This window comes from Pseudomonas putida, assembly GCA_041071465.1.
Classification (GTDB): domain Bacteria; phylum Pseudomonadota; class Gammaproteobacteria; order Pseudomonadales; family Pseudomonadaceae; genus Aquipseudomonas; species Aquipseudomonas putida_P.
Genome location: CP163498.1, coordinates 3262405 through 3280787, shown reverse-complemented (window position 1 = coordinate 3280787; position 18383 = coordinate 3262405). Strand labels below are relative to the sequence as shown.

Annotated in this window: 21 protein-coding genes and 1 pseudogene; 8 read left to right on the top strand and 14 right to left on the bottom strand. The window is 62.2% G+C overall.

The genetic code is table 11. The annotated features are described in order from the left end of the window. Positions 1-51: 51 nt before the first annotated feature. Entirely contained in the window at positions 52-1059 is a 1008-nt protein-coding gene (gene yejK, locus AB5975_15170) for a nucleoid-associated protein YejK (protein XDR18040.1), read from the top strand. On the opposite strand, the gene AB5975_15165 is transcribed toward yejK, so the two are convergent. From AB5975_15165 to AB5975_15150, 4 genes are all read right to left on the bottom strand, one after another. Then, positions 1007-1348: a GIY-YIG nuclease family protein gene (locus AB5975_15165; GenBank protein ID XDR18039.1), complete on the bottom strand. Its 342-nt coding sequence runs from the start codon at positions 1346-1348 to the stop codon at positions 1007-1009. The two genes, yejK and AB5975_15165, sit on opposite strands and share 53 nt — an antisense overlap. Beyond that, entirely contained in the window at positions 1341-1817 is a 477-nt protein-coding gene (locus AB5975_15160) for a nuclear transport factor 2 family protein (protein XDR18038.1), read from the bottom strand. The genes AB5975_15165 and AB5975_15160 overlap by 8 nt, the downstream gene beginning before the upstream one ends. Positions 1818-1888: 71 nt before the next feature. Further along, on the bottom strand, positions 1889-3169 hold the full coding sequence (locus tag AB5975_15155; GenBank protein ID XDR18037.1) for a CynX/NimT family MFS transporter: 1281 nt from the start codon (positions 3167-3169) through the stop codon (positions 1889-1891). Between the two features lie 13 nt (positions 3170-3182). Beyond that, positions 3183-3833, bottom strand: coding sequence for a FadR/GntR family transcriptional regulator (locus tag AB5975_15150; GenBank protein ID XDR18036.1), 651 nt, complete (start codon positions 3831-3833; stop codon positions 3183-3185). A gap of 138 nt (positions 3834-3971) precedes the next feature. On the opposite strand from AB5975_15150, the gene AB5975_15145 reads away from it, so the two are divergent. Then, positions 3972-5222 carry an alkaline phosphatase family protein gene (locus AB5975_15145; protein ID XDR18035.1) on the top strand — a complete coding sequence of 417 codons (1251 nt, stop codon included), beginning with the start codon at positions 3972-3974 and terminating at the stop codon, positions 5220-5222. Here AB5975_15145 and hisC read toward each other — a convergent pair. From hisC to AB5975_15095, 10 genes are all read right to left on the bottom strand, one after another. Then, complete coding sequence (hisC, locus tag AB5975_15140; protein ID XDR18034.1) at positions 5170-6216, bottom strand: histidinol-phosphate transaminase; 1047 nt, start codon at positions 6214-6216, stop codon at positions 5170-5172. The two genes, AB5975_15145 and hisC, sit on opposite strands and share 53 nt — an antisense overlap. A gap of 2 nt (positions 6217-6218) precedes the next feature. Then, positions 6219-7544, bottom strand: coding sequence for a histidinol dehydrogenase (gene hisD / locus AB5975_15135; GenBank protein ID XDR18033.1), 1326 nt, complete (start codon positions 7542-7544; stop codon positions 6219-6221). A gap of 126 nt (positions 7545-7670) precedes the next feature. Continuing rightward, positions 7671-8306: an ATP phosphoribosyltransferase gene (gene hisG / locus AB5975_15130; protein ID XDR18032.1), complete on the bottom strand. Its 636-nt coding sequence runs from the start codon at positions 8304-8306 to the stop codon at positions 7671-7673. 92 nt (positions 8307-8398) lie between these two features. After that, a complete protein-coding gene (gene murA / locus AB5975_15125) occupies positions 8399-9664 on the bottom strand; it encodes a UDP-N-acetylglucosamine 1-carboxyvinyltransferase (GenBank protein ID XDR18031.1) in 1266 nt (421 codons plus the stop codon). A gap of 23 nt (positions 9665-9687) precedes the next feature. Then, entirely contained in the window at positions 9688-9927 is a 240-nt protein-coding gene (locus AB5975_15120) for a BolA family protein (protein XDR18030.1), read from the bottom strand. 117 nt (positions 9928-10044) lie between these two features. Further along, positions 10045-10347 (bottom strand): lipid asymmetry maintenance protein MlaB, encoded by a 303-nt coding sequence (locus AB5975_15115; protein ID XDR18029.1) that lies wholly within the window; start codon positions 10345-10347, stop codon positions 10045-10047. After that, on the bottom strand, positions 10344-10991 hold the full coding sequence (locus AB5975_15110) for a phospholipid-binding protein MlaC (protein XDR18028.1): 648 nt from the start codon (positions 10989-10991) through the stop codon (positions 10344-10346). The genes AB5975_15115 and AB5975_15110 overlap by 4 nt, the downstream gene beginning before the upstream one ends. Before the next feature lie 9 nt (positions 10992-11000). After that, the gene (mlaD, locus tag AB5975_15105; protein XDR18027.1) at positions 11001-11486 is read right to left on the bottom strand and encodes an outer membrane lipid asymmetry maintenance protein MlaD; all 486 of its coding nucleotides are present in this window, start codon (positions 11484-11486) and stop codon (positions 11001-11003) included. Continuing rightward, positions 11486-12283: a lipid asymmetry maintenance ABC transporter permease subunit MlaE gene (mlaE, locus tag AB5975_15100; GenBank protein ID XDR18026.1), complete on the bottom strand. Its 798-nt coding sequence runs from the start codon at positions 12281-12283 to the stop codon at positions 11486-11488. The genes mlaD and mlaE overlap by 1 nt, the downstream gene beginning before the upstream one ends. Continuing rightward, a complete protein-coding gene (locus AB5975_15095; protein ID XDR18025.1) occupies positions 12283-13092 on the bottom strand; it encodes an ATP-binding cassette domain-containing protein in 810 nt (269 codons plus the stop codon). The genes mlaE and AB5975_15095 overlap by 1 nt, the downstream gene beginning before the upstream one ends. A 248-nt stretch (positions 13093-13340) precedes the next feature. Here AB5975_15095 and AB5975_15090 point away from each other — a divergent pair. From AB5975_15090 to AB5975_15065, 6 genes and pseudogenes are all read left to right on the top strand, one after another. Continuing rightward, a pseudogene (locus tag AB5975_15090) lies at positions 13341-14314 on the top strand (SIS domain-containing protein). Positions 14315-14326: 12 nt separating this feature from the next. Beyond that, positions 14327-14851 carry a KdsC family phosphatase gene (locus AB5975_15085; GenBank protein XDR18024.1) on the top strand — a complete coding sequence of 175 codons (525 nt, stop codon included), beginning with the start codon at positions 14327-14329 and terminating at the stop codon, positions 14849-14851. 8 nt (positions 14852-14859) lie between these two features. Continuing rightward, a complete protein-coding gene (gene lptC, locus AB5975_15080) occupies positions 14860-15432 on the top strand; it encodes an LPS export ABC transporter periplasmic protein LptC (GenBank protein XDR18023.1) in 573 nt (190 codons plus the stop codon). After that, entirely contained in the window at positions 15419-15943 is a 525-nt protein-coding gene (gene lptA, locus AB5975_15075; GenBank protein ID XDR18022.1) for a lipopolysaccharide transport periplasmic protein LptA, read from the top strand. Before lptC ends, lptA begins: the two co-directional genes overlap by 14 nt. Then, positions 15944-16669: an LPS export ABC transporter ATP-binding protein gene (lptB, locus tag AB5975_15070; GenBank protein ID XDR18021.1), complete on the top strand. Its 726-nt coding sequence runs from the start codon at positions 15944-15946 to the stop codon at positions 16667-16669. 175 nt (positions 16670-16844) lie between these two features. Continuing rightward, on the top strand, positions 16845-18338 hold the full coding sequence (locus AB5975_15065; protein XDR18020.1) for an RNA polymerase factor sigma-54: 1494 nt from the start codon (positions 16845-16847) through the stop codon (positions 18336-18338). Positions 18339-18383: the final 45 nt, after the last annotated feature.

Below are 18383 nucleotides of genomic sequence, written 5' to 3'. Positions count from 1 at the left end.
ACCTTGCGTGTAGGGTAAACTTGGCGACTTTTGCAGCTCGCCGAGAATTCCATGCCAATTCGTCATTGCATCGTTCACCTGATCGACAAAAAGCCCGATGGCAGCCCCGCCGTGCTGCATGCTCGCGACTCTGAACTGGCGGCCTCCGATGCCATCGAAAACCTGCTGGCCGACCTCAATGACAGCTATAACGCCAAGCAAGGCAAGGCCTGGGGGTTTTTCCACGGCGAATCGGGGGCCTACCCGCTGAGCGGCTGGCTCAAACAGTACCTGGATGAGGAAAAGGACTTCACCGCCTTCAGCCGCGTCGCTGTCGAGCACCTGCAGAAGCTGATGGAAGAGTCCAACCTGTCCACCGGCGGGCACATCCTGTTTGCCCACTACCAGCAAGGCATGACCGAGTACCTGGCAATCGCCCTGCTGCACCACAGCGAAGGCGTGGCGGTGAACGCCGAGCTGGACGTCACCCCGTCACGTCACCTCGACCTTGGCCAGCTGCACCTGGCGGCGCGCATCAACCTGTCGGAGTGGAAGAACAACCAGAACTCCAAGCAGTACATTTCGTTCATCAAGGGCAAGAACGGCAAGAAGGTCTCGGATTACTTCCGCGATTTCATCGGCTGCCAGGAAGGCGTTGATGGCCCGGGCGAAACCCGCACCCTGCTCAAGGCCTTCAGCGACTTTGTCGAAAGCGAAGACCTGCCGGAAGAATCCGCCCGCGAAAAGACCCAGACCCTGGTCGAGTACGCCACCACCCAGACCAAGCTGGGCGAACCGGTGACGCTGGAGGAACTGTCCAGCCTGATCGACGAGGACCGGCCCAAAGCGTTCTACGACCATATCCGCAACAAGGACTACGGCCTGTCGCCGGAAATCCCCGCGGACAAACGCACACTGAACCAGTTCCGCCGCTTCACCGGGCGCGCCGAAGGCCTGTCGATCAGCTTCGAGGCGCACTTGCTGGGTGACAAGGTTGAATATGACGAAGCTGCGGGCACCCTGATCATCAAGGGGCTGCCGACGACGTTGGTCGATCAGCTGAAGCGCCGCAAGGACTGATTCCCCCAACGCCTTTGAAGGAGGCCACCAGTGCCTCCTTCGCCGACTTGCGCAGCCGCTTCACCAACCGTTCCTGGCGCAACGCTTCGCCTTTATCCGGCCACTGCTCCACATACACCAGCGCCTGGGCCGGGCTGGTCTTGAAGTAGCGGGCGCCCTGCCCCTTCTGATGTGCCACGAAGCGCCGTTGCGGATCATCGCTGATGCCGCAATACAACGAGCCATTGGCCGCCCGTACCAGGTAGACAAACCAGGGTTTACCAACCACAGGTTCGACGACTTCACTCACCTTGGGCCTGCTGGAAGGCGCGCAAACCCTTGAATGCTTGCAGGCGGACCTTGTTCTGCAACAGCGGCGACCAACCCAGCAACATGCCGGGCACCCCAAGCGCCTGCCGCGACCAGCGCCACAGGTCGAACGTGTCGTCATGCTGGCAGATCAGCCCATCGCGAATGACAAAGCGCGCCTGGATGTCATTGACCACGACACGGCCGGTCTGGCTGAACAGGTAGGTTGCCACCCAGTGCGCAGCACCCGTGCGCTCATCAGCGCGGACGCTGTCGAACGTCAGGGTGAAGTTTTTGGCGCGGCTGGTGAGCATCCGCCACATATCGCCCGCGTCCTTGCCGCGCAGGGTCCCGAACACCGGGTCGCTGAAAACGATATCGTCGCTGTAGCAGGCCAGCATGGCCTCGGCATCCAGGCGCTGGAAGGCCTGGTAGAAGCGGGTGATCAGGTCGCGGTTGGCGTCGCTCATGGGGGCTGGTCCGTCCTCGGGTCGAAAGCAGCACGATAATCCGCCCCGAAGGCTTATACCAGTGCCGGCACTCAGACCTTCTCGCTTGTCACCTGTACATGCAACGCCCGCCCGGCACCCAGCCCGAACACGATGGCGCCAGTACCCAGCACCGCGAAAATCCACCCCACTGCCGCCCAGCCCCCGGTCATGTCATGCACCAACCCCACCGCAAATGGCCCCATTGACGCCAGGGTGTAACCGACCCCCTGGGCCATGCTCGACAGGTTTGCCGCAACGTGCGCGTCCTTCGAGCGCAGCACGATCAAGGTCAGCGCCAGGGCAAAAGTACCGCCCTGCCCCAGACCAAGCACCACGGCCCAGCCCCACAGCCCGGAGATCGGTGCATACAGGCAACCGAACAACCCCGCCAGGGTGATCAACATGACCACCACGATAGCCAGCCGTTGGTCCTTGCCACGGGTGGCCAACCAAGGTGCTGTGAGCGAGCTGATCAACTGCACGATCACCGAGCCCGACAGCACCAGCCCCGCCTCGGTCGGGCTTAGGCCGCGGCCGATCAGGATCGACGGCAACCAGCCAAAGACGATGTAGGCCAACGACGACTGCAGCCCCATGTACAGGGTCACCTGCCAGGCCAGCGGGTCGCGCCACAGGCCACGCACGCGATAGGCAACCTTGTGCAGGCCATGCCCGTGCCGGGCCTGAGGCAGCCACACCAGCATGGCCAGCAAGGCCGGCAGCCCCCAGAAGCCCAGCCCCAGCGCCCAACTACCGTCGAAATGCTGGGCCAAGGGTACGGTGGCCCCCGCCGCCATGGCCGCGCCCAGGCACAAAGCCATGGTGTACACACCGGTCAGCGTGCCAGCGTGCTGCGGGAAATCGCGCTTGACGATACCCGGCAGCAACACGCCGATAATGCCGATGCTGGCACCCGCCATCAGGCTACCGAGAAACACCCCGGTGACGCCAAATGTGCTTCGCACCCCGATACCCAGCGCCAGGGTAACCAGAATGCCGACGATCACCCGCTCGCTGCCAAAGCGCCGTGCCAGCGCAGGCGCCAGCGGCGCGAACAGGCCCAGGCACAGCACCGGCAAGGTGGTCAGCAAGCCTGCCTGCGAGGCATTGAGCCCCAGGCCCTCGGACACCTGGCCCAGCACCGGCGCCATGCTCGACAGCGCCGGGCGCAAGTTCAACGCCACCAGCACCAGGCCCAGCAACAAAAACCAGGGCCGCCTCAGCAGCACGGGCTGCTGCTGCACCTGCTCGTCGTCAGCTTCAGCGTCGATCAGCAGCTCATCGAGCTCGCGCTCCTTTGGCGGGGTATTGCGTGTGATTGATTCAGCCATGGCCTTCTCGGAGTCAGGATTCGATGAGGGTACGGCTCAGGCGCTTGGCCCGCTCCGCGTCGCGTTGCTCGATGGCGTCGAGGATCTGCCCATGCAGGTCGAACGTGGCCTGGCAGCGTGGCACGGTCGCCATGTTGCGCTGCAGCGCGGCAGCCACCACCCCGGAAAAGTAACGATACAGCTCGCTTAACGCCGGGTTGTGGGCGGCATCGACCAGCCGTTGGTGAAACACCAGATCACACGTCACATAGGCATCGACATCCCCGTGAAAGTGCCCGGCACTGCCTGCCAGGGCATCACGTAGCGCCTGCAGGTCGGCGTCGGTACGTCGCAAGGCCGCCAGGCCGATAGCCTCGGTTTCGAGGATATGGCGGGTTTCACGGGCCTGCTCGGGGGTGCAGCGCGACATTGCCTGCACCGCCTGCAGCGGGTCCTGGGCCGTGCGCAGGTAGCTGCCATCACCCTGGCGGATTTCTACCAGGCCACTGAAAGCCAGCACGCGCATGGCCTCACGGACGGTGTTACGGCTGATGCCCAGCTGCAGGGCCAGTTCCGGTTCGGTCGGCAGGCGCTGGCCGACCTGCCAGTCGCCCAAAACGATGCGTTCGCGCATACGTTCAACCGCCAGTTCCACCAAGGAACGCTTGGTCAATTCTGTACTCATGCCACTCAACCAATCATCCGATGAATTTGCGCAGCTTACTGGATAGCGGGCAACGCCGTAAACCACCTGTCATTTCTGCCAGTTGTGGGCATAGGCCTTTGTTGCAACGCTCACAACGTACTCTCAAGGTATACGTTGATGCGACGCGTGAACCTGTTGTTACTGCTGCTCCTGGCCCTGCTGCCGGGCTGCGAGCCGGCCCGGCATCCAAGCCAGCCCAAAGCCTTGTTCATTGGCCTTGGCGGCGTGCAATTGCAGCAGTACCTGCAACTGGGCGACGCCACCAACTTGGCGCAACGGCTTTACTACGGCAAGGCCTACGCCGGTGGCATCAATGGCACGGCCAGCGAACAACCGACCTTGAGCGGTCCCGGCTGGGTCACCTTGCTGACCGGCGTGTGGAGCAACAAACATGGCGTTGACTCAAACGCCGACTCACAGCGGGTAAACCCGGCCTTTCCCAGCCTGTTCAAGCGGTTACGCCAGGCTTTCCCTAACGCTTACCTTGCCAGCATCGTCAACTGGCCCCCCATCAACACGGCATTTCTGCTGGAAGACGCGCACGGCGCCGACGTGCGCGAAAGTGGTTTGACGGATGCACAGGTGACCGAACGTACGTTGCAGATCCTCGGCAATACACCTGCCGACTTCACCTTCATTCAACTGGACGAACCTGACCAAGTCGGCCACAACGAGGGTTACGGCCAGCGCTACCTGCAGGCATTGCGCAAGGTGGACATCGAGATCGGGCATTTACTGGACAAGGTGGACCAGCGGCGCCGCATGTTCCCGCAGGAAGACTGGCTGGTTATCGTCAGCACCGACCACGGCCGGGATTATTGGGGAAAAGGCCACGGCAGCGTTTCAGAGCAGGAGAAGAGCATCTTCATCGCCAGCAGCAAGCCGCTGAATCAGGAACTGACCGAACTGAGCATTCCCGCAGAAATGCCTGGCCCCAACAACCTGTATGGGCTACCTGCGCAAACCTCGGTAGCGCCCACGGTGTTGCGCCACATGGGCCTCAAGCTGCAGCCGGAGTGGCTACTGGACGGCACACCTTTGCTGGGCAACACCGGCGTACGCAAGGTGCGGGCCGATGAGAACACAGGGCGGCTGCGCTGGAACAGCAACGCCGATGGCTACCTGACGATCATCAAGAACGGGCAAGTGGTTGCCCAGGTAGCAGCCAGCGACGGGCAATGGACTGATCCGGAGGGCATGGGAAAGCAGAACGATTATGTGCTGGTGCTCGATGGTACACCGGCGGCGGTGCGCAACCGGCCGGCGGCCAAGGCGTTCGTCACCCCAGGCCGCCCCGCGAAGGCTGCGGATACAGTCAGCTCAACGCGTCCAGCAGCGCCTGGTTCATCTCCGGTGTACCGATGGTGATACGCAGGAACTGGGCGATGCGTGGCTGTTTGAAGTGGCGCACGATCACGCCCTGCTCGCGCAGCCGTGCCGCCAGCTCGCCGGCATCCTGCTGCGGGTGGCGGGCGAAGATGAAGTTGGCCGCTGATGGCAACACCTCGAAGCCCTTGGCCTGCAGCTCGCCGACCAACACTTCGCGGCTTTCGATCACCTTGCGGCAGGTTTGCTCGAAGTACTCGCGATCCTCGAACGCCACCGCCGCGCCGACGATGGCCGCACGGTCCAACGGGTAGGAGTTGAAGCTGTTCTTGATTCGCTCCAGCGCCTCGATCAGGTCGGGGTGCCCAACCGCCAGGCCAACGCGCAAGCCTGCCAGCGAACGCGACTTCGACAGCGTCTGGGTCACCAACAGATTATCGTAGCGGTCCACCAGGCTGATGGCCGTTTCACCACCGAAATCAATGTAGGCCTCATCCACCACCACCACCGAATCACGGTTGGCCAGCAGCAATTGCTCCACCGCTTGCAGCGGCATCAAGCAGCCGGTCGGCGCGTTGGGGTTGGGGAAGATGATGCCTGCATTGGGCTTGTTGTAATCCTCGATGCGGATCTGGAACTGCTCGTCCAGCGCCACCTGTTCGAAGGCGATACCGTACAGGCCACAGTACACCGGGTAGAAGCTGTAGCTGATATCGGGGAACAGCAGCGGTGCATCGTGCTGGAACAGACCGTGGAAGATGTGCGCCAGCACCTCGTCCGAGCCGTTGCCGACAAACACTTGCGCCGGTGTCACGCCGTAGTACTCGGCCACCGCTTGTTTGAGGCGATCACCGTTCGGGTCCGGGTACAAGCGCAGGTTGTCGTTCAACTCGCCACGCATGGCCTCCAGCGCCTTGGGCGACGGGCCATAGGGGTTTTCGTTGGTGTTCAGCTTGACCAGGCGGGCCAGCTTGGGTTGCTCGCCCGGCACGTAAGGCACCAGGTCCTTGACGAAGGGGCTCCAGAATCGACTCATGCTCAGTTCCCCTTGTCTTGGGTCAGGATACGGTATTCGGCGCTACGGGCGTGGGCGGTCAGCGACTCGCCACGGGCCAGGACCGAGGCGGTGTGGCCCAATTCGGATGCACCCTGCTCGGAGCAGAAGATGATCGACGAACGCTTCTGGAAGTCATACACCCCCAGCGGCGACGAGAAGCGCGCGGTGCCGGAGGTGGGCAGCACGTGGTTGGGGCCGGCGCAGTCGTCGCCCAGCGCTTCGCTGGTGTGGCGGCCCATGAAGATCGCGCCAGCGTGGCGAATGTGCGGCAGCCAGGCCTGCGGGTCGGCCACCGACAACTCCAGGTGCTCCGGGGCGATGCGGTTGGCCACATCCATGGCCTGCTGCATGTCACGCACCTGGATCAGCGCGCCACGGCCATTGATCGACTTCTCGATGATCTCGGCACGCTCCATGGTCGGCATCAGCTTGTCGATGCTGGCGGCAACGCGGTCGAGGAAGGCGGCATCCGGGCTAACCAGAATGGCCTGGGCGTCTTCGTCGTGTTCGGCCTGGGAGAACAGGTCCATGGCGATCCAGTCCGGGTCGGTCTGGCCGTCGCAGACCACGAGGATTTCTGACGGGCCGGCGATCATGTCGATGCCTACCTGGCCGAACACGTGGCGCTTGGCGGTGGCAACGTAGATGTTGCCAGGGCCGACGATCTTGTCGACCTGCGGCACGCTTTCGGTACCGTAGGCCAGCGCAGCGACAGCCTGAGCCCCCCCGACGGTGAACACACGGTCGACACCGGCGATGCACGCGGCGGCCAGCACCAGTTCGTTGACCTCACCACGCGGGGTCGGCACTACCATCACCACTTCGGCCACGCCGGCAACCTTGGCCGGGATGGCGTTCATCAGCACCGACGACGGGTACGACGCCTTGCCGCCTGGCACGTACAGGCCAGCACGGTCCAGTGGGGTGACTTTCTGGCCGAGCACGGTGCCGTCGGCTTCGGTGTACTGCCAGGAGTCCTGCTTCTGCCGTTCGTGGTACATGCGCACACGGTTGGCGGCCTTTTCCAGGGCTTCGCGCTGGATAGGGGTAATGCGGGTCAGCGCCAGTTCCAGGCGTTCGCGGTTGAGGATCAGGTCTTCAATCGACTTCGCATCGACACCATCGAAACGCTGGGTGAATTCCACCAGCGCGGCATCGCCACGCTCACGCACGGCCTTGATGATGTCGAGCACGCGCTGGTTGACCGCGTCATCAGACACACTTTCCCAGCTCAGCAGATGATCCAGATGTCGGGCGAAATCCGGATCAGCAGCGTTGAGACGGGCAATTGCAGTGGACACGGTCATGGCGAGGGCCTCGATTATTAGCGAATGCTCAGGCGCCCTAGGCTACCAGTCCATCCGCGCGGGCACCTGAGAAAAATGGCTATGACGCGGATAGACGGGCGCGACAGCGAAGGCCGCGCTCAGGAATCAGCCGCGGTGTCGCGATTCGACCGCTTGGCGCAGCGTGTCGATCAAGTTCTGGATGCGGGCGTGCTGCATCTTCATGGAGGCTTTGTTGACCACCAGGCGCGAGCTGATCGTGGCGATCAGTTCCTGGGGCTCCAGGCCGTTGGCACGCAGGGTGTTGCCGGTGTCGACCACGTCGATGATCTTGTCGGCAAGGTTGATCAGCGGTGCCAGCTCCATCGAGCCATACAGCTTGATGATGTCGACCTGGCGGCCTTGTTCGGCGTAGTAGCGCTTGGCTACGTTGACGAACTTGGTGGCCACACGCAGGCGGCCCTTGGGCTCGGGTGCGCCGACCACGCCAGCGGTCATCAGCTTGCACTGGGCAATCTGCAGGTCCAGGGGCTCGTACAGGCCCTGGCCGCCGTACTCCATCAGCACGTCCTTGCCGGCCACACCCAGGTCGGCAGCACCATGCTCGACATAGGTCGGCACATCGGTGGCACGCACGATCAGCAGGCGCACGTCGTCCTGCGTGGTGGGGATGATCAGTTTGCGGCTCTTGTCCGGGTTCTCGGTCGGCACGATACCGGCCTCGGCCAGCAACGGCAGGGTATCGTCGAGAATACGGCCTTTGGAAAGCGCGATGGTCAACATTGGAACGTCGGTCCTTAAGCGGCTGCTGCCGGCCAGGTCATCGACCTGGCCGCATTCAATTCGAAAGGTGCGTCCTTGCACCAGCGGGCTATTTAGCCCGGTACGCGGCGGATTTTTGCGCCGAGCATCTGCAGTTTCTCTTCGATACACTCGTAACCACGGTCGATGTGGTAGATGCGATCGATCAACGTATCGCCTTCGGCAACCAGCGCCGACAATACCAGGCTGGCGGAAGCTCGCAGGTCGGTGGCCATGACCGGCGCGCCTTTCAGCGCCTTGACGCCGGTGACGATGGCAGTGTTGCCTTCGACCTGGATCTGCGCGCCCATGCGGTGCATTTCGTAAACGTGCATGAAGCGGTTTTCGAAGATGGTCTCGATCACCGCGCCAGTGCCTTCGGCAATGGCGTTCAGCGAGATGAACTGCGCCTGCATGTCGGTCGGGAACGCCGGGTACGGGGCCGTACGCAGGTTGACGGCTTTGGGCCGCTTGCCGTGCATGTCCAGCTCGATCCAGTCTTCGCCAGTGTTGATGTCAGCGCCGGCTTCCTTGAGTTTTTCCAGTACGGCTTCAAGGATGGTCGGGTCGGTGTCCTTGACCTTGACGCGGCCACCGGTCACGGCGGCGGCGACCAGGTAGGTACCGGTTTCGATACGGTCCGGCATCACACGGTAGTTGGCCGAGTGCAGGCGCTCGACGCCATCGATGGTGATGGTATCGGTGCCAGCGCCCTGGACGTTGCCGCCCATGGCGTTGATGAAGTTGGCCAGGTCAACCACTTCAGGCTCGCGCGCGGCGTTCTGCAGCACGCTGCGGCCCTTGGCCAGGGCTGCGGCCATCATGATGTTCTCGGTACCGGTCACGCTCACGGTGTCGAAGAAGAAGTGCGCGCCACGCAGGCCACCTTCAGGTGCCTTGGCCTTGATGTAGCCGCCTTCTACTTCGATCTTCGCACCCATGGCCTCAAGGCCGCGGATGTGCAGGTCGACCGGGCGCGAACCAATGGCGCAGCCGCCAGGCAAGGCCACTTCGGCTTCGCCGAATCGGGCAACCATCGGGCCCAGCACCAGGATCGAGGCGCGCATGGTCTTGACCAGTTCGTAAGGCGCAACCAGGGTCTTGATGGTACGTGGGTCGATCTCCACCGACAGCTTTTCGTCGATCACAGGCTCGATGCCCATGCGCCCGAACAGCTCGATCATGGTGGTGATGTCGTGCAGGTGTGGCAGGTTGCCCACGGTGACCGGGCCATCGGCCAGCAGGGTCGCCGCCAGAATCGGCAGGGCTGCGTTTTTCGCGCCCGAAATGCGGATCTCGCCGTCAAGACGAGCGCCGCCAGTAATAATCAGTTTGTCCATTGGAATCTCGCCGCCAAGTTGGCTCAGGTGCGCTCAGCCCAGGCTGCGCTGCTGAAAAATTTCATGGTTACCGCATGGATGCTGCCATTGGCGATCCACGGATTCAGGTGAGCATAGATCGCCTGCTGGCGTTTGACCGGGCTCAGGCCAGCCAACTCGTCGCTGATCACGTTCAACTGGAAGTTGCAGCCTTCGCCTTCAACTTCGACCCGGGAACCCGGCAATTTCTCTTCAAGGAAGCTTTTAACTTCTACGGCCTGCATGCTCAACCTCAATCGGCGCCCGATGCGCACGGGTCGGCCATCATACAAAAAAGCCCCTCGCCTGCGAAGCCCAACGAAGGCTTCGCTGACCGAGGGGCCATCATCCGCGCCGGGCCATCAGGTTGCCAGCACTTCATCAAGGTCGTAGACCCCGGCAATTTCCCGCATGTCGTCGGGCATGCCACGTACCTCGCACGCCTTGCCGGTGGCCTGCGCGTCGCGAATGTACGCAAGCAATAGCGACAAGCCGACACTCGACGACTTCTCGACAGCCGAGCAATCAAGCACCAGACGTGGCTCGCGAGAACCGTCGATCAGCGCCTTGCCCTGCTTGCGCAAGGCCGGGCCGCTGCGGTAGTCCAGCACACCCGCCAGGCGCAGTACGCCCGGCTCGGCCATGCTCACACCGGCCTCACTCATTGGACGGTCTTCTCTGGCGAGTTGTCGGCCGCCTGCTTGGCCTTGGCCACTTCGCCGGCCCAGCCATCGATGGTCTTGTCCAGGTCGTTGCCGTTGCGCTGCATGGCATCGGCGAACTGATCGCGGAACAGTTTGCCAATATTGATGCCATTGACGATCACGTTACGCACCTTCCACTCACCGCCGATGTTTTCCAGGGTGTACTGCACCGGGTACACGGCACCGTTGTTGCCGGTCACCTTCATGCCGACACTGGCGCGCTTGCCGTCATCGGCCTTGGCCGGATCGACAACGATACCCTGGTTGTTGTATTCGAGCAGGGCATTGCCATAGAACTGCATCAGGCTGCGCTTGAAGTTTTCCTGGAAGCGCTGCATCTGCTCCGGGGTAGCCTTGCGCGAGTACTTGACGGTCATGATGCTGCGGGAAATACCGTCTGCGTCCACCACCGGCCCAAGAATGCGGTTCAGCGATTCATAGAAGGCGTTGGGGTTGGACTTGTACTGCTCCTTGTTGGCCTTGAGGTCGCCGAGCAGTTCATTGGTGGTGCCCTGGACCACATCGTGCGGTGTCTGCGCAGCCATGGTCAGCAAGGGGAAGGCCGCCAGCAGGACCAGCAAGCCACGTCGCAGGATCGAAATCATGGAAACTCCTTAATTAGCCGGTTGCGCTTCTTTCGGTTCCTTGCCAACAGAGTTGAGCAGGAACTTGCCAATCAGATCTTCCAGCACCAGTGCCGACTGGGTGTCATGGATGGTCGCGCCCTCCTTGAGCACCTGGTCTTCACCGCCCACGCTGATGCCGATGTACTTCTCGCCAAGCAGACCTGCGGTCAGGATCGAGGCAGTGGAGTCGGTCGGCAGGTTGTCCACCGACTTGTCCAGTTGCAGCGTCACCCGACCGGTGTAGGAATCACGGTCCAGATCGATGGCGGTGACCTTGCCGATGGTCACACCGGCCATTGTCACTTTAGCTCTGACCGTCAAACCGGCGATATTGTCGAAGTAGGCATAAACTTTATAGGTATCGCTGCTCGGGCTGGCCGACAGCCCGCTGACTCGCAGGGCCAGCAGCAGCAGCGCCAGGATCCCGGCCAGGAGGAACAGGCCGACACCGATTTCCAGGGTGCGGTTTTGCATCAGAAATCTCCAAACATCAAGGCGGTCAGAATAAAGTCCAGACCCAGCACTGCCAACGAGGCATAGACCACGGTCTTGGTGGTGGCACGGCTGATCCCTTCTGAGGTGGGCTCACAGTCGTACCCCTGGAAAACGGCGATCCAGGTTGTGACGAAAGCGAACACCAGGCTCTTGACCAGCCCGTTGAGCACGTCGTCAGTGAATGAAACACTGTTCTGCATGTTGGCCCAGAACGAGCCCTCGTAGACGCCCAGCCAGTCCACCGCCACCCACGAGCCACCCCAGATACCGACCACGCTGAAGATCAGCGCCAGCAGCGGCAGCGAGATGAAACCGGCCCACAAACGTGGCGCAACGATGTACTTGAGCGGGTCGACGCCAATCATTTCCAGGCTCGACAACTGCTCGGTGGACTTCATGTTGCCGATTTCGGCGGTCAACGCGGAACCGGCACGGCCCGCGAACAGCAGCGCCGTCACCACCGGGCCAAGCTCACGCAGCAGGGTCAGGGCAACCATTTGCCCTACCGCCTGTTCCGAGCCGTATTTGGTCAGGATGCTGTAACCCTGCAGCGCCAGCACCATGCCGATGAATACCCCGGACACGACAACGATCGCCAGCGACAGCACACCCACCGAGTACAGCTGCTTGGTCAGCAGTTGGAAGCCGCCGCCAATGCCGCCGCGACCGACCAGCGCATGGAACAGGAACAGGCACGAACGCCCGAGCACGGCCAGCACGTCGATTGCCGAACGGCCCAGCAGACGGACACGTTCGAGTAAGGATTTTCTGCGCATCAACGCGCCCCCAGCAGGTCGGCGCGGTAGTCAGGCGCGGGAAAGTGGAAGGGTACCGGGCCGTCCGGGTCGCCTTTCATGAATTGGCGAATCCGTGGGTTGTCCGAGCCCATCAGCTCATCAGGCGTGCCCTGGCCCAGCACCTGGCCATCACCTACCACGTAGATGTAATCGGCAATGCTGGCGGTTTCTGCCAGGTCATGGGAAACCACGATGCTGGTGATGCCCAGGGCGTCGTTGAGCAGGCGGATCAGGCGCACAAGTACCCCCATGGCGATCGGGTCCTGGCCGACGAACGGTTCGTCGTACATGAGGATCTGCGGGTCCAGGGCAATCGCCCGAGCCAGCGCCACTCGGCGCTTCATGCCACCGGACAGCTCGTCGGGCATCAGGTCGATGGCGCCGCGCAGGCCCACGGCCTGCAGCTTCATCAACACGATGTCACGGATCATTTCATCCGACAGCTGGGTATGCACGCGCAGCGGGAACGCGACGTTCTCGAACACGTCGAGGTCGGTGAACAGCGCGCCGCTCTGGAACAGCACACCCATCTGCTTGCGGGCGTCGAACAGGTCGCTGCGCGACAGCGTCGGCAGGTTCTGGCCGGCCACCCATACCTCACCGCTGGAAGGGCGCAGCTGCGCACCCATCAGGCGGAGCAACGTGGTCTTGCCGCAACCCGATGGTCCCATGATGCCGGTGACCTTGCCGCGCGGGATGCGGATGTCGACGTTGCTGAAAATGCTGCGCGAACCGCGTTTGAAGGTAACCCCCTTCAACTCGACCGCGTAGGCGCTATCCACACTCATCTAGACTCCTTGCTAGTGCAGCCTCGTCCTAATGGACGCCGGCCTCCATCAGGAAGGCACACGCACCCCTGGCAGGCCGAATAGCGGCGAACTATAGCACCGCTGACAGCGCCGCCCCAAGGCCAGGCAAGCAGTCGTTCAGCCCCGAGACAGGCTTTGATGACATTCGCTACAGCAATCGAAGGGGTGAGGGTTTTCTTCATTGCGCGTATAATCGCGGCCTTTTCATCAGGCACTGCTTTTTCGACATGAGCCAATCCAGCGAGCTGATCCAATCCGCCCAACGCACCCTGCGCCTGGAACTCGAGGCCGTAGAGGCCCTGCTGGCGCGCATCGACGACAATTTCGTCAAGGCCTGCGAACTCATCCTGGCCAGCAAGGGCCGGGTTGTCGTGGTCGGCATGGGCAAGTCCGGGCACATCGGCAACAAGATCGCCGCAACCCTCGCCAGCACCGGCACCCGGCGTTTTTCGTACATCCGGCCGAAGCCAGCCATGGCGACATGGGCATGATCACCCGCGATGATGTCATCCTTGCCCTGTCGAATTCCGGCAGCACTGCCGAAATCGTCACCCTGCTGCCGCTGATCAAACGCCTGGGCATCAAACTTATCAGCCTGACCGGCAACCCGGACTCGCCGCTGGCACAGGCCGCCGAGGTCAACCTCGACGCCCGTGTCGAGCAAGAAGCCTGCCCGCTCAACCTGGCGCCCACCTCCTCCACCACGGCATCGCTGGTACTGGGTGACGCGCTGGCCATCGCCCTGCTCGAGGCCCGCGGCTTCACCGCCGAGGACTTCGCCTTCTCGCACCCAGGCGGTGCGCTGGGCCGCCGCCTGCTGCTGAAGGTCGAGAACGTCATGCACAGCGGCGATGAGCTGCCTCAGGTACCTCGCGGCACCCTGCTCAAGGATGCGCTGCTTGAAATGTCCCGCAAAGGTTTGGGCATGACCGTGATCGTCGAGCCCGATGGCAAGCTGGCCGGGATCTTCACCGACGGCGACCTGCGCCGCAGCCTGGACCGCAACATCGATGTGCACACCACCCTGATCGACCAGGTCATGACCGTTCATGGCAAGACCGCGCGGGCCGAAATGCTCGCCGCCGAAGCCCTGAAGATCATGGAAGACCACAAGATCGGCGCCCTGGTGGTGGTGGACCGCGAGGACCGCCCGACCGGCGCCCTGAACATGCACGACCTGCTGCGCGCCGGCGTAATGTAAAGGAGCGATGGAATGAACCAGGACCTCATGCAACGCGGCAAGAGCATCAAGCTCGCGGTATTCGACGTGGACGGCGTGCTCACCGACGGGCGCCTGTACTTCCTCGAGGACGGCAGCGAATTCAAGACCTTCAACACGCTCGATGGCCAGGGCATCAAGATGCTCATGGCCTCGGGGGTGACCACCGCCATCATCAGCGGGCGCAAGACCCCGGTGGTCGAGCGTCGCGCCAAGAACCTCGGTATCCCGCACCTGTATCAGGGGCGCGAGGATAAATTGGTGGTGCTTGACGGCCTGCTCGCCGAACTGGGCCTAAGCTATGATCAAGTGGCCTACCTGGGGGATGACCTGCCCGACCTGCCGGTGATTCGCCGGGTGGCACTGGGCATGGCTGTAGCCAACGCCGCACCGTTCGTACGCCAGCACGCTCATGGCGTGACCCAGGCACGCGGTGGCGAAGGCGCGGCCCGTGAATTCTGCGAACTGATCATGCAGGCCCAGGGCACCCTGGACGCTGCCAACGCCAACTACCTGTAAGGCTGCCCATGTTCAGCAAGAAAGCCCGAAACATTGTGCTGCTCGGGGCGATCGCCGCCCTGCTGGTAGCCATTGGCTACTGGAATGTCAGCCCGGAAAGCTTCCTCGACAAGCCGGTGGCCCAAGTCGACGAAAGCGCCATCGACTATTACGCGATCAACGCCCACAGCGTGCAGTTCCTGCCCGACGGCAAGCTGCAGTACGAAATGACCGCCGACAAGGTCGAGCACCTCAAGGCCAGCGAAATTACCCTGCTGACCACGCCGGACCTGCACATGTACCGCGGCACCGAATACCCGTGGCACGTACAAAGCACCCGCGCCGAGGTCAACCCGGACGGTACCGAGGTCGAGCTGATCGACAAGGTACGGGTTGCCCGCACCGACGAAAAGCAGCGTGAAACCATCATTACCAGCTCACGCATGACCGTGTTCCCGCAGAAGCAATATGCGCAGACCGAGCAAGCCGTTAGAATCGACGGCGCCGGTGGCACAACTACGGGCAAAGGAATGAAAGCGTATTTGAAAGAAGGCAAGATGGACTTGCTCTCTAACGTAAGAGGACAGTATGAGGCTCGTTAAAACCCTCCCCCTTTTGCTCAGCCTGAGCGCAGCACTGGGAAGCGCGAGCGCCCTCGCCCTGCCGAATGACCGTGACCAGCCTATCCGCATCCAGGCCGATAACGCCCACCTGGATGACAAGCAAGGCGTGGCCACCTACACCGGCGACGTGATCATCACCCAGGGTTCGATGATGATCAAAGGCAACACCGTGACCATCACCCGTTCCGCCTCCGGCGATATCGACGTGGTGACCTCGGTGGGCAACCTGGCCTACTTCGAGCAGCAGCAGAGCGCAGCCAAGCCGGACAAGATGAAGGGCTGGGGCGTGACCATCCAGTACCAGTCGCAGAAGGACCTGGTGATCCTCACCGACCGCGCCAAGGTCGAGAACGAAGGCAACACCACCGAAGGCGAGAAGATCGTCTACAACACCCAGACCCAGGTGGCGACCGCCGGTCGCGGTGGCAACGTGACTACACCGCGTCAGCGTATCGACATGGTGATCCAGCCCAAGAAGAAGGCCGAGTAAATGGCAACCCTCAAAGCCCAGCACCTGGCCAAGAGCTACAAGGGCCGGCAGGTGGTACGTGATGTCAGCCTGTCGATCGACAGCGGCCAGATCGTCGGCCTGCTCGGCCCTAACGGCGCCGGCAAGACCACCTGCTTCTACATGATCGTCGGGCTGGTCCAGGCCGAACAGGGCCGGGTACTGATCGACAACCTCGATGTCAGCCATCAGCCCATGCATGGCCGTGCGCGCGCCGGTATCGGCTACCTGCCGCAGGAAGCTTCGATCTTCCGCAAGCTGTCGGTGGCCGACAACATCATGGCCATCCTCGAAACCCGCAAGGACCTGGACCGCGAAGGCCGCCGCAAGGAGCTGGAAAGCCTGCTGCAGGAGTTCCACATCAGCCACATCCGCGACAACCTCGGCATGAGCCTGTCCGGCGGTGAACGCCGCCGCGTCGAAATTGCCCGCGCCCTGGCGACCGCACCCAAGTTCATCCTGCTGGACGAACCGTTCGCAGGTGTCGACCCGATCTCGGTCGGCGACATCAAGCAGATCATCCACCACCTCAAGGCCAAAGGTATCGGTGTACTGATCACCGACCACAACGTGCGTGAGACCCTGGATATCTGCGAAACCGCCTACATCGTCAACGATGGCCGGTTGATTGCCGAAGGCGACGCCGAAACCATCCTTGCCAACGATCTGGTCAAAGAGGTTTACCTGGGCCACGAGTTCCGCCTCTGACCCGAGGCGCGCCTGGAGTACCGGCAAATAGCCCCAAAACTACGGGTAAAGTTGTTACGGTACTCTAGGCAAACGCTACAATTTAAGGCATAAAACTTGCTTGATCTGGCGCCTCGGCGCCCTCGTGTAGTGGATGGCGCATGCGCGCCGGCGAACAAGGTATTAAGCCCCAGCCATGAAACCATCGCTCGTCCTAAAAATGGGCCAGCAACTGACGATGACACCGCAGTTGCAACAGGCCATCCGTCTGCTCCAGCTTTCCACCCTGGACCTCCAACAGGAAATCCAGGAAGCGCTGGAGTCGAACCCGATGCTCGAACGTCAGGAAGACGGCGACGACTTCGACAACAGCGACCCGATGGCGGACAACGCCGAAAACAAGCCGGCCGCCGAAGCCCAGGACAATAGCTTCCAGGAAAGCACTGTCAGTGCCGACAGCCTGGAAGACGGTGAGTGGAGCGAGCGCATCCCCAACGAGCTTCCGGTCGATACCGCCTGGGAAGACATCTACCAGACCAGCGCCAGCAGCCTGCCGAGCAACGATGACGACGAGTGGGACTTCACCACCCGCACATCGGCCGGCGAGAGCCTGCAAAGCCACCTGCTGTGGCAGCTGAACCTGGCGCCGATGTCCGATACCGACCGCCTGATCGCCGTCACCCTGATCGACAGCATCAACGGCCAGGGGTATCTGGAAGACACCCTCGAGGAAATCTGCGCAGGTTTCGACCCTGAGCTGGATATCGAGCTGGACGAAGTCGAAGCGGTACTGCACCGCATCCAGCAGTTCGAGCCAGCTGGCGTGGGCGCACGTAACCTGGGCGAATGCCTGCTGCTGCAACTGCGCCAGCTGCCCGCCAGCACCCCGTGGATGACCGAAGCCAAGCGCCTGGTCACCGATTTCATCGACCTGCTCGGCAGCCGCGACTACAGCCAGTTGATGCGGCGCATGAAAATCAAGGAAGACGAGCTGCGCCAGGTCATCGAGCTGGTGCAAAGCCTCAACCCGCGCCCCGGTTCGCAGATCGAATCCAGCGAGCCCGAGTACGTAGTGCCTGACGTCATCGTGCGCAAGGACAGCGAGCGCTGGCTGGTGGAGCTGAACCAGGAAGCCATCCCACGCCTGCGCGTCAACCCACAGTACGCGGGCTTCGTACGCCGTGCCGACACCAGCGCCGACAACACCTTCATGCGCAACCAGCTGCAAGAAGCGCGCTGGTTCATCAAGAGCCTGCAAAGCCGCAATGAAACACTGATGAAGGTTGCCACGCAGATCGTCGAGCACCAGCGCGGCTTCCTCGACCACGGCGATGAAGCAATGAAGCCGTTGGTGTTGCACGACATCGCCGAAGCGGTGGGCATGCACGAGTCGACCATTTCGCGGGTTACCACGCAAAAGTACATGCACACACCGCGTGGCATCTACGAACTGAAATACTTTTTCTCCAGCCACGTCAGCACCTCCGAAGGCGGAGAATGCTCGTCCACGGCGATCCGCGCGATCATCAAAAAACTGGTTGCAGCGGAAAATCAGAAAAAGCCATTGAGTGACAGCAAGATCGCTGGTTTACTGGAGGCACAAGGCATCCAGGTAGCCCGTCGCACCGTCGCCAAGTACCGCGAGTCCCTCGGCATCGCACCGTCGAGCGAGCGCAAGCGACTGATGTAGCCCCTGAGATGTGCCACAGCGTTTGTGGGGCAGGTGCAAGACCTG